Source organism: Pseudomonas batumici, from assembly GCF_036585405.1.
Lineage (GTDB): Bacteria > Pseudomonadota > Gammaproteobacteria > Pseudomonadales > Pseudomonadaceae > Aquipseudomonas > Aquipseudomonas batumici.
The window spans coordinates 4707365-4719605 of the sequence record NZ_CP144470.1 but is presented as its reverse complement, the minus strand read 5'-3'; the positions used below and the strand labels follow the sequence as shown (position 1 = coordinate 4719605).

At 63.5% G+C, this 12241-nt stretch carries 6 protein-coding genes and 1 pseudogene; 4 read left to right on the top strand and 3 right to left on the bottom strand.

Annotation, left to right across the window (positions count from 1 at the left end):
* Nucleotides 1-41: 41 nt before the first annotated feature.
* Nucleotides 42-362, bottom strand: a complete 321-nt coding sequence (locus NUH87_RS21500) for a hypothetical protein (protein ID WP_040071093.1) — start codon at nt 360-362, stop codon at nt 42-44.
* 210 nt (nt 363-572) lie between these two features.
* Nucleotides 573-3014: a Lon protease family protein gene (locus NUH87_RS21495; RefSeq protein WP_338522597.1), complete on the bottom strand. Its 2442-nt coding sequence runs from the start codon at nt 3012-3014 to the stop codon at nt 573-575.
* Nucleotides 3015-3288: 274 nt separating this feature from the next.
* Between NUH87_RS21495 and NUH87_RS21490 the strand changes: the two genes are divergently transcribed.
* The 3 genes and pseudogenes from NUH87_RS21490 (at nt 3289) to NUH87_RS21480 (ending at nt 6308) form a co-directional block, all read left to right on the top strand.
* Nucleotides 3289-3777, top strand: coding sequence for a DUF3015 domain-containing protein (locus NUH87_RS21490; RefSeq protein ID WP_338522596.1), 489 nt, complete (start codon nt 3289-3291; stop codon nt 3775-3777).
* Nucleotides 3778-3851: 74 nt separating this feature from the next.
* A pseudogene (locus NUH87_RS21485) lies at nt 3852-5704 on the top strand (DUF4105 domain-containing protein).
* Nucleotides 5705-5813: 109 nt separating this feature from the next.
* Nucleotides 5814-6308, top strand: coding sequence for a GreA/GreB family elongation factor (locus NUH87_RS21480; protein WP_338522595.1), 495 nt, complete (start codon nt 5814-5816; stop codon nt 6306-6308).
* Between the two features lie 75 nt (nt 6309-6383).
* Here NUH87_RS21480 and ettA read toward each other — a convergent pair whose 3' ends face one another.
* Entirely contained in the window at nt 6384-8048 is a 1665-nt protein-coding gene (gene ettA / locus NUH87_RS21475) for an energy-dependent translational throttle protein EttA (RefSeq protein ID WP_338522594.1), read from the bottom strand.
* A 293-nt stretch (nt 8049-8341) separates the two neighbouring features.
* On the opposite strand from ettA, the gene NUH87_RS21470 reads away from it, so the two are divergent.
* The gene (locus NUH87_RS21470) at nt 8342-12193 is read left to right on the top strand and encodes a sensor domain-containing protein (protein WP_338522593.1); all 3852 of its coding nucleotides are present in this window, start codon (nt 8342-8344) and stop codon (nt 12191-12193) included.
* Nucleotides 12194-12241: the final 48 nt, after the last annotated feature.

Here is a 12241-nt window from a genome sequence, read left to right as displayed (position 1 = left end):
AACGCAGCATGATCGCCGCGCAGGCAGTTTCCGTACAGAGCCTAGTGTTCCAGGCTCCGGCCTCGCGTACCGTTGATCTCCCGTAGCTGGGCCTGCAAATGCAGGCACCAGATCTGCGGGTCCTCGGCCAGTTGATAGCCATGCAGGGTCAGGCTTTCGACAATCGACTCAAGGATGGATTCGGCCACGACCGGACCATGGAACGGCCCCTGGGCCTTGATGGCCGAAGGTTGTTCACCGGCCATTCCGGCGGCGAACAGGAGGGTCCACATTCCGTTATCGCCGGCGAGCGGGCGGATACTGCATTCAATACGGGTCACCAGACCCAGGCATTGGCGGGTAAGACAAAGGTTGCGCGGCATGGCGGCGACCCTCGGTAGATCCTGTCTTCAGCCTCCAGGGGGAGGTTGCATCGGTCCAGTGACTACAGTGGAGTTCCTTGCCCAGAGAATAGAATAAATCCACGGGCAGCAAGGATTTGCAGGACCAACGGGCGCCAGGGCGGCAGGCGCCAAAGCCTTGACTCCGCCCCGCACTCTCTCAGTGACTCCTTGCTGGTGTCCCACTCGGGATCAGGACAGCTTGACCTCCGCCGCCCCGCCCTGCTCGGCCGCCTCCTTTTCCGCTTCCTTGAGGTCATCCTCGCTGATCATCTCGGCAATCACCCGCAGGCGTTCCACCACCCGCGCGTTGACGCTGCCTTCCGGGAACTGCCCGTCGGCATCCGGCTCGCCGGCCGGCTCGCCCACCAGCAGGCTCAGCGCCTCATCGGCCTGGCGCACCGCGTACACGTGGAACTGCCCGGCCCGCACCGCCTGCAGCACCCGCTCATCGAGCATCAGGGTCGCGACGTTGGCCTGGGGAATGATCGCCCCCTGCTCACCGGTCAGGCCACGGGCCTCACAGAGCCGGAAGAAGCCTTCGATCTTCTCGTTGACCCCGCCGACCGCCTGCACCTCGCCGAACTGGTTGATCGAACCGGTAATGGCGAAACACTGCTTGAGCGGGGTTTTCGACAAGGCCGAAATCAGCGTGCAGGCCTCGCCCAGGGACGCACTGTCACCGTCGACATAACCGTAGGACTGCTCCAGGGCGATACTCGCGGAAATCGCCAGCGGGAACTCCTGGGCATAGCGGCTGCCCAGGTAACCAGTGAGGATCATCACGCCCTTGGAGTGGATCGGCTGCCCGAGGTTGACCTCGCGCTCGATATCGACGATCCCGCTGCCGCCCGGATACACCGTGGCGGAAATCCGCGCCGGAATGCCGAAGGCCGAATCGCCGACCTCCAGCACCGTCAGCCCGTTGCACTTGCCTACGGCTGCGCCCGCGGTGTCGATCAGGATGATCCCCGCCAGCATGTCATCGAGAATCCGCGCCGAGACCCGCCCGGTGCGGGTGGCCTTGGCCTTGAGCGCCCGTTCGATGTGCCCGGCGTCGGTCATCTGGTCATTGGCCAGGTGGCGAATGAAATCCGCCTCGCTGACCAGCTGGAACAGATCGCCGATCCGCGCCGACAGGCGCCCCTGGTGCTCGGCCAGGCGCGCGCTGTAGGTCGCCAGGCGCGCCACCGCGTCGGCGGTCAGCGGCGCCATGCCCTCTTCCGAGGTGCGGGTCTTGAGCAACTGGGCGAACTGCTCCAGGCTTTCGTCGACCATGGGAATGTCTTCGTCGAAGTCCACCAGCACGCGGAACATCTCCTGGAAGTCCGGATCCAGGTCCTGCAGCGTGTAGTACAACTGGCGGGCACCGATAATGATGACCTTGACCTGCAACGGAATCATTTGCGGCGTCAGGGTCACGGTGGCCAGGCGCCCCAGCTCGCCCAGCGGCGACTCCATCTTCAGCTTGCGCGATTGCAGGGCGCGCTTGAGCGCATCCCAGACAAAGGGTTCGCTGAGCATCTTCTCGGCTTCGAGAATCAGGAAGCCGCCGTTGGCCCGATGCAGGGCACCCGGACGCAACTGCCGATAGGTGGTGTAGAGCGCCCCCTGGTCGGTGCTGTATTCAATGCGGCCGAACAGGTTGTCGTAGGTCGGGTGCGGTTCGAACACCACCGGCGCACCGCCGTTGAGCGGATGACCGACCACCAGGCTCGGGCAGTACTGTTCTTCCAGCAGCTTGCGGGCCACGGCGTCGGTCTTGCTGTCGTCCACCAACTGCTCGACCACGGTTTTCAGCAGATAGACCTGCATGGCTTGCAGGTAACCGCAAACGGCTGCGTTCTCCGCATACTTTTCCGACAACGGCGCCAGCAAGGGTTGCAGGGCCAGGGTGATGGTTTCTTCGTTCAGATGGCGCAGTTGATTGCTCGATTCGCGCTTCCATTGCGGCAGGCTGGCGAGTTCCTCGTTGAGGCGCTCCTCCAGGTCGGCGATATCGGTATGGAAACGTTCACGCTCGGCTTCCGGCAGTTGGGCGAACTCCGCCTCGTCCAGGGCCTTGCCGTCGCTCATCGGGGTAAAGGCAATGTTGCTGCTGTCGCGATACAGCGCGACATCCTTCTCCAGCGCCAGGCGCTCGATCACATCCAGGGCGCGGTCATAGCGCTGGTTGAAGGCGCGGTCGATGGCGCTTTTTTTCTGCTGGTAGGACGGATGCTCGAACACCGCCGGAAAAGTCGCCAACAGGTTGTCGATCAAGCCATTGATATCGGTGATGAAGGCGCCTGCCTTACCCGACGGCAGCTCCAACGCCCGCGGCTCGCGAGGCTCGTCGAAATTATTGACATACACCCAGTCGGAAGGACTCTGTAGGCGCTTTCCTTCGGCTTTCAGATAGCGTTTGACGAACGAAAAACGCCCGGTGCCGGGCTCGCCCATGACAAACACGTTGTAACCGGGGCGCGGCATCGCCACGCCGAACTGCAACGCTTCAACCGCGCGTTCCTGGCCAAGCACACCGCGAAAAGGCTCCAGATCATTGGTGGTAGAGAAGCTGAACTGTTCAGCGGAAAAAGGACGGGTCAGCGCTTCGGGCGCGAGTCGCAGGCTGGCAGCAACAGAATCAGGCATCGGGCTTCCTTACATCAGGCGGGGCAGATGAAAGCATTCTGGCGCTCGCCATGCCTGACTGGCAAGGCGAGCGATGGCGCAATTGCGACGGAGGGGCAAAAGTCCTCAGACAAGGACTACAAACCCCTTCCGACATTCGCCCGAGCAAAAAACCATGGAACCCCGGGAACCTGCCTAGACTCCAAGGTGCGAGGCCGGACTGATAACTGGCCTACTGGCGCTGAAACAGGCCAGCCCCCTTGTTCATTGGTACGCACACAAAGAGAACAAAGCTATGAAACGGATTCTTCTAGGTACTCTCTTCACGGTTGTCTCCCTCCACGCCATGGCCCAGGCGCCGGGCGGGCCGGATTGCGGCTGGGGCAACATGCTGTTCAAAGGCCAGCGCGGCACCCCTACCCATGTCCTGGCCTCCACCACCAACGGCACCTCCGGCAACGCCACCTTCGGCATGACCTCGGGCACCAACGGCTGTTCAACCCGCGACTCGCTGACCTATGGCGGTCGCTCCTGGTTTGCCATGAACGGCATGATGAACGAACTGTCCGAAGATATGGCCAAAGGCCAGGGCGAAGCCCTGACCACCTACGCCGTCGTCCTCGGCGTGGCGCCGGAGGACCGCGCGCATTTCGCAGCGGTCACCCACGAGCACTTCCAGCAGATCTTCAACAAGGCTGACGTGACCGCCGACGACGTGCACGCCCATACCTTGGAGGTCCTGAAAAACGATCCGCGCCTGGCCAAGTACGCGACCCAGGCTTGAGCCCGACCCGCCCGCTCCCTTCGGGGCGGGCTTTGTGTACGCTGCTTCCTTTCGTCCGACAACAGTTGCCCACCATGCTCAAACGCCTCGCCTACCTGGCGCTCTGTGCCTGCGCCCCGCTGTATGCCGCACCGCACCTCGCCCCCAGCGTTTGCAGCAGTTGGCCCATGACCCCTTCTGGATTTCCCTCGGCCATTACGAGACGGCCAAGCTGGGGGGCTGGCGCAGCTATGTCAGTGACCGGAAATACTTCCTCGCCGCCGACGGTGCCCATCACCCGGACGCGGAACTGCAGGCCACGGTCGACGCTCTCTACGCCCCGGCCAGCCGTGGCAACCAGCACGCCCAATGCGTCTATCCGGCCCGCACGCGCTGGCTCAAGGCGCAACTGCAACTGAGCGACCTGCCCGTCCCCGACTGCACGGAATTCAAGCAGTGGTTCAAGGATGTCGCGCCCCACAGCACGGTGATGATCTTCCCGGCCGCCTATCTGAACAGCCCGTCGTCGATGTTCGGCCACACCCTGCTGCGCATCGACCAGGCCGACGTGCAGCGCGACCAGACCGCGCTGCTCAGCTACGCGATCAACTTCGGCGCCTATATCGAAGGCTCGGACAACAGCCTCCTCTACGCCTGGAAAGGCCTGATGGGCGGCTACCCGGGTCTGTTCGCCCTGGTACCCTACCAGCAGAAGCTCGCCGAATACCGCAGCCTGGAGAACCGCGACCTGTGGGAATACCGGCTGAACCTGACGCCCACGGAGACCCAGCGCATGGTCGAGCATGTCTGGGAGTTGAAACAGATCCGCTTCGACTACTTCTTCTTCGATGAAAACTGCTCCTACCGCCTGCTGGAACTGTTGCAGGTGGCACGCCCGGGGCTGCACCTGACCGAACAGTTCCCGCTGACCGCGATCCCCACCGATACCGTCAAGGCGGTGAAGGACGCCGGATTGGTGGAGAGGATCGACTACCGGCCGTCCCGCGAGCGCGAACTGCTGAAACGGGCCAAACCGTTGAATCCGGAAGAACAGCAATGGGTACTGAAAGTCAGTGCCGATACGCAGCAACAGCAATCGGCCGGCTTCAAGCAACTGGCCAGGGATCGGCAGGCGCTGATCATCGACGCCGCCTATCGGCTCGAACGCTACCGGGCCAACGGCCAGGAGCGCGATCCGGTGCAGGCCCAGCGCAGCTTCGAACTGCTGCGGGCGATCAACCGGAACCCGCCGCCGGAGCTGCAAATCGAGCGCCCGGGCCTGCCGGAAAACGGCCATGAATCACGCACCTGGCAGGCCGGAATCGGTACCCGGGGCAGCCAGGCGTTCGGTGAGTACGGCCTGCGCATGGCCTATCACGACCTCAACGACAACGCCGAGAGCTTTCCCCTCGGTGCGCAGATCGAAATCCTGCAGATGAAACTGCGCCAGTACGAAGGCAATCACTGGCAGCTGCAGCAACTGGACCTGGCGACCATTCGCTCGCTGACGCCGCGCAATGCGCTGCTGCAGCCGTGGTCGTGGCAAGTCACCGGCGGGCTGGAGCGGGTGCCGGGCCGGCACGACGAGCAGACCCTGGTCAGCCATGTGAACGGCGGCGCGGGCGGCACCTGGCAGTTGGGCGACGACGTGCTGGGGTTTGCCCTGGGCACCGTGCGGGTCGAACACAATGCCGACTTCGCGGCGTTGGTCTCGCCGGCGGCGGGGTTCGACAGCGGCCTGCTGTGGAAAAACCCGCTGGGCAACCTGAGCCTGGAGGCCAAGGGCGACTACTTCACCAATGGCGAAGTCCGCCGCAGCCTGAGCCTCAACCAGCAATGGGAGCTGTCGCGCAACCTGGGGCTGCGCCTGAGTGCCCAGCGCGAGTTCAGCAAGCTGGCGGCGCCGGAGAACGAGGTAATACTGGAAGTGAGGTGGTATCACTATTGAGCGGTGCCTGGCGGCGCGGTGCAGTCCGACCACCACAGGTCGCTCACGGATATCCCGGGAAACCCAAACCCTGCGAGCATGATCCGATACCCATGAACGGGAGATTGCCATGAGCCGCGCCTTCGTCAACGAGGACATCGCCGGCGTCCAGACCGAACAGCCGGTGGAGCGCCTGGTCAGTACACAGCCCAATTACGTCACCCCACGGGGATTGGCGCAATTGCAGAGCCGTGTCGCGGCGCTGCAGGCCGAATACAGCCAGCAAAGCGTCTTGGGCGAAGCCGCCGATAAACAGCGCCAGGCCGATATCGAGCGGGACCTGCGCTACTTCAATCAACGCCTCTCCAGCGCCCAGCTCGCCGCCCCGGCCACCTCCACCGAGGTGGTGCAGATCGGCAGCCGCGTGACCTTCGCCAACGAACAGGATGAAGAGCAACAGGTGCAGTTGGTCGGCGAGGACGAGGCGGATGCCGCCCACGGACTGATCAATTGGGGCTCGCCGCTGGGTCGGGCGCTGCTGGGCGCGCGCCTTGGCGATGAAGTGCTGTGGAAACGACCGGCGGGGGATCAGTCGATCGAGATCGTGCGGATCGAGCCGGCCTAGCCGCTGCCGGGACCGTGCCCGCCTCCCAAAAAAAACGGAGCCCCGAAGGGCTCCGCTTTTCAACCACCGACCCGATCAGGCCAGTTTCTTGTGCCGTACACGGTGCGGCTGGGCCGCGGCGTCGCCAAGGCGCTTCTTGCGATCGGCTTCGTACTCGGTGTAGTTGCCTTCGAAGAACACCGCCTGCGAATCGTCTTCATAGGCCAGGATGTGCGTGGCCACCCGGTCCAGGAACCACCGATCGTGGGAAATCACAATTGCCGCGCCCGGGAAGTCCAGCAGGGCTTCTTCCAGGGAACGCAGGGTTTCCACATCGAGGTCGTTGGACGGTTCGTCGAGCAGCAGGACGTTGCCGCCCTCTTTCAGGGTCAACGCCAGGTGCAGGCGACCGCGCTCACCACCGGAGAGGTCCTTGACGAACTTCTGCTGGTCGCCGCCCTTGAAGTTGAACCGACCGACATAAGTACGCGACGGAATCTCGTAGTTGCCGATACGGATCTGGTCGGAACCGTCGGAAATCTGCTGGAACACCGTCTTGCTGCCGTCCAGGTCCTCACGGCTCTGATCCACGCAAGCCAGCTGCACGGTTTCACCGACCTCGATGCTGCCCGAGTCCGGGGTTTCCTTGCCCATCAGCATGCGGAACAGGGTCGACTTACCGGCACCGTTACCACCGATCACGCCGACAATCGCGCCCTTGGGCATGCTGAACGACAGGTTGTCGATCAACACGCGGTCGCCATAGCCCTTGGTGACATTCTTGAATTCGATGACCTTGTCACCCAGGCGCGGACCGGCCGGGATGTAGATCTCGTTGGTCTCGCTGCGCTTCTGGAATTCCTGCGACTGCATTTCCTCGAAGCGTTGCAGACGCGCCTTGGATTTCGACTGACGAGCCTTGGCGCCTTTGCGCACCCACTCCAGTTCTTCCTTCATGGCCTTTTCATGGGCCGACTGCTGCTTGGATTCCTGGGCCAGACGATCGGACTTGGCTTCCAGCCAACCCGAGTAGTTGCCCTCGTAAGGAATGCCCGCGCCGCGGTCGAGTTCGAGGATCCAGCCGGCGACGTTGTCCAGGAAGTAACGGTCGTGGGTAATCGCCACCACGGTGCCCGGGAAGTCGTGCAGGAAGTGCTCCAGCCAGGCCACGGAATCGGCATCCAGGTGGTTGGTCGGTTCGTCGAGCAGCAGCATGTCCGGGGCCGACAGCAGCAGGCGGCACAGGGCCACACGGCGTTTTTCACCACCGGACAGGTGTTCGACCCGAGCCTCCCAGGCCGGCAGGCGCAGCGCATCGGCGGCGACTTCCAGCTGGCGCTCCAGGTTGTGACCGTCGCTGGCCTGCAGGATCGCCTCGAGCTTGGCCTGTTCGGCGGCCAGCTTGTCGAAATCGGCGTCCGGATCGGCGTAGGCGGCGTAGACTTCATCCAGGCGGGCCTGGGCGTCCTTGATCACGCTGACCGCTTCCTCGACCACCTCACGCACGGTCTTGCTCGGATCGAGCTGAGGCTCCTGGGGCAGGTAGCCGACATTCAGCTCGGGCATCGGCCGGGCTTCACCGTCGAATTCGGTGTCGACACCCGCCATGATTTTCAGCAAGGTGGATTTACCCGAACCGTTCAAGCCGAGCACGCCGATCTTGGCGCCCGGGAAAAACGACAGGGAGATGTTTTTCAGGATTTCCCGCTTCGGCGGAACAACTTTGCTCAGCCGATGCATGGTGAAGACGTATTGAGCCATGGAGAACCTAGCGTCAGTGACGGATGAATAAGGGCGCGAGCGGTACCCGCAGTGAACCGGACCCGTGGACAGCCAAGAGGTCAATTCATGGCCACACCGGTCGACACCTTTGAATAGGGAGCGTGAATTGCTGGCGCGTAACCGGTAAAACTACCTGAATGCGACAGACAGGGCAAACCGCTCGGTCGAACGGGACTGGCACTTTGCCACAACTCAAGGCATGCTAGCCGCCCTTCGGGCGTCCGGCTTATAGTGCATGTCGCGCCAATCCAGCCCAACCGCAGGATCACAGTTTGACCAACGCCAATCCGCCATCGTCCGCGCGTGCAGCCAGCCCAGCTTCGGCTCCGCCCCTGCGCGGAACACTCAAAGGCATGCTGGCCACGCTGGTGCTGTTCCTGCTCGCCCTGCTGTTCTGGCAACTGATCGATCAATTCCAGCAAACCCGCCAGTTGCAACGCCAGAACAGCATCGACTCGAGCGCCGACATGGCGGAGCGCGTCAGCCTGAACATGGCGCTCAATGCGCAGATCGCCCTCAATCTGCTACCGATCTTCGAGAAACCCAACAATCGCGAAGAACTGCTGGCCTTGCTCGACCGGGTGCGTGTGTCGATGCCGGACCTGCAAAGCATCGCCCTGCTCGACGACAAGGGCCGGCTGATCGGCGACAGCGCCACCGACAGCCGGGATGCCGCCTTCCTCGCCGAACAGGTCAGGCACAGCAACCGTAAACAGACCTACTACTTCACCAATGACGACCACGGCTCGGCCGTTCACCTGCTGTTGCAGCAGGTCAGCGGCGAGAGTAATGGCTACTGGGTCCTGCGCCTGTCGCCCCGGCTGTTCCAGGACCTCACCCGCCCGGGCAACCAGACGTCGGGCGCCAGCTGGCTGATCGAGAACCGCGACAACCACCTGGTGATCAGCCGCGAAGATGACATCGCCCCCACGCCGGCACCGCTGAAAGCCGACGAAGAAGCCAACAGCGTGCTGGTGGCACCGTTGTCCAACAGCGACTGGCAACTGCGCGGCCTGTTCGACCCGCGCAAGGTGGTCGAGGACCTGCTCCCGGCCCTGATCGGCAAGTGCCTGCTGGGGCTGGGGGTGTCGCTGCTGCCGGTGCTGGCGTTGATCAACATGCGACGCCGCCAGCGCCAGGTCACTGAAGGACGCCGGCGCTACCAGGATATCTTCGAAGGGACCGGCGTTGCCCTGTGCGTCCTCGACCTGTCCGGGCTGCCGGGCTTCCTCGAACAGCATCGCCTGCAGGACAGCGAATCGCTCAAGCACTGGATCGCCCATGATCCCGAGCACCGCCGGCTGCTGTTGCAGGAATTGCGGATCACCGAGGTCAACCTGGTGGCCCTGGGCCTGCTCAACGTCGACTCCCGCGAAAGCGCCTGGGGCTGCCTGATCGAGGGCTGCCCGAGCAATGCTGCCGGTATCGGCTACCCGCTGGTCGAAGCCCTGCTCAACCAGCAGAAGCAGCTGGAACTGGAGATCAAGCTCAGCGACGGCCAAGGCCAGGACCAGCACCTGTGGCTGGTGCTGCGGCTGCCGGAAAACCCTTGCGACTATAGCTCGGTGATCCTGAGCATCACCGACATCACCAGCCGCAAGCTGATCGAACTGTCGTTGCTGGAACGCGAGGGCTTCTGGTCGGACGTGGTCCGTACCGTGCCGGACCACCTGTATGTGCAGGATGTGATCAGCCAGCGGATGATCTTCAGCAACCACCACCTGGGCCAGACCCTGGGCTACAACAAGACCGAACTGCACCAGATGGGCGAGTACTTCTGGGAGATCCTGCTGCACCCCGAAGACGCCGAGCACTATCACCGGCTGCGCCAGCAGCAGCGCCATGCCGGTTACAGCCAGTTGCTCCAGTGCCAGCTGCGCTTCCGTCATCGCGACGAGCACTGGCGGTGTTTCGAGGTCCGCGAGCAGGCCCTGGCCCGGGACAAGTACGACCAGGTCACGCGCATCATCGGCGTGGCCAAGGACGTCACCGACCAGATCGAGGCCAGCGAGTCCCTGCGCGACAGCGAGAAACGCTACCGGATGCTCGCCGAAAGCATCAGCGACGTGATTTTCTCCACCGACAGCCACCTGAACCTGAACTACGTCAGCCCGTCGGTCCTGGCCGTGCTCGGCTATGAAGTCGACTGGGTGTTCCAGAATGGCTGGCAGTCCGCTATTGCCAACCCGCAGCAACTCACGGGCATCTACCTGTTGATGGAGCGCGTCAGCAAGGCGCTGGACAAACCCGAGGAACTGGCCAGGCTGCGCGAGCAGGTGCAGACCCAACTGTTCCTGTTCGATTGCCTGAAGGCCGACGGGCGCAAGATCCCCATCGAGCTGCGCCTGGTGCTGGTGTGGGACGAACACGGCGCCTTCGAGGGCATCCTCGGCATCGGCCGTGACATCAGCCAGCAGCGCCGCGCGGAAAAAGACCTGCGCATGGCGGCCACGGTTTTCGAGCATTCGACCTCGGCGATCCTGATCACCGACCCGGCCGGCTACATCGTCCAGGCCAACGAGGCGTTCAGCCGGGTCAGCGGCTATGCCGCGGCCGATGTGCTGGACCAGTTGCCGAACCTGCTCACCGTCGACGACCAGCAGGAAGCCCACCTGCGCTATGTGCTCAAGCAACTGGAACAGCACAACACCTGGGAGGGTGAAGTCTGGCTCAAGCGCCGTAACGGCGAGCACTACCCGGCCTGGGTCGGCATCACCGCGGTGCTCGACGACGAAGGCGACCTGGCGAGCTATGTGTGCTTCTTCACCGACATCAGCGAGCGCAAGGCCAGCGAACAGCGCATTCACCGCCTGGCCTACTATGACGCCCTGACCCACCTGCCCAACCGCACCCTGTTCCAGGACCGCCTGCACACCGCGCTGCAACAGGCCGAGCGGCAGAAGTCCTGGGTGGTGCTGATGTTCCTCGACCTCGACCGCTTCAAGCCGATCAACGACTCCCTGGGCCACGCCGCCGGCGACCGCATGCTCAAGGAAATGGCTACCCGCCTGCTGGCCTGCGTGGCCGACGACGACACCGTGGCACGCATGGGTGGCGACGAGTTCACCCTCTTGCTGCAACCACGGGCCACCCGTGAAATGGCCTTGAACCGGGCCATTCATGTGGCCGAGCAGATTCTCACCAGCCTGGTGACGCCGTTCGTGCTCGAAGGCCGCGAGTTCTTCGTCACCGCCAGTATCGGCATCGCCCTGAGCCCGCAGGATGGCAGCGAGCTCAGCCAATTGATGAAAAACGCCGACACCGCGATGTACCACGCCAAGGAGCGCGGCAAGAACAACTTCCAGTTCTACCAGGCCGACATGAACGCCAGCGCCCTGGAGCGCCTGGAATTGGAGAGCGACCTGCGCCATGCCCTGGAGCAGAACGAATTCGTGCTGTATTACCAACCGCAGTTCAGCGGCGACGGCAAGCGCCTGACTGGGGCCGAAGCCCTGCTGCGCTGGCGCCACCCACGGCGCGGGCTGGTGCCGCCGGGGGATTTCATCCCGGTGCTCGAGGAACTGGGGCTGGTGGTGGATGTCGGTGACTGGGTGCTGGCCGAAGCCTGCCGCCAGCTCAAGGCCTGGCACCTGGCCAAGGTGCGGGTGCCCAAGGTCTCGGTGAACATCTCGGCGCGGCAGTTCTCCGACGGCCAGTTGGGCACGCGGATCGCCACCATTCTCAAGGACACCGGGGTACCGCCGGCGTGCCTGGAGCTGGAACTGACCGAAAGCATCCTGATGCGCGAAGTCAGCGAGGCCATGCTGATCCTCGACGGCCTCAAGAACCTCGGCCTGAGCATTGCAGTGGACGACTTCGGCACCGGCTACTCGTCGCTGAACTACCTCAAGCAGTTCCCCATCGACGTGCTGAAGATCGACCGCACCTTCGTCGACGGCCTGCCGTCGGGCGAACAGGACGCGCAGATCGCCCGGGCGATCATCGCCATGGCCCACAGCCTGAACCTGGCGGTGATCGCCGAAGGCGTGGAAACCCACGAGCAACTCGATTTCCTGCGCGAGCACGGGTGCGACGAAGTGCAGGGCTACCTGTTCGGCCGGCCGATGGCGGCCAATCGCTTTGAAGCGCAGTTCAGCAATGATGCGCTGTTCATGTTCGACTGAAGTCCTGCGGCGCCTGGCCGGCGATGAGGCCCGAACAAACATCGCAAC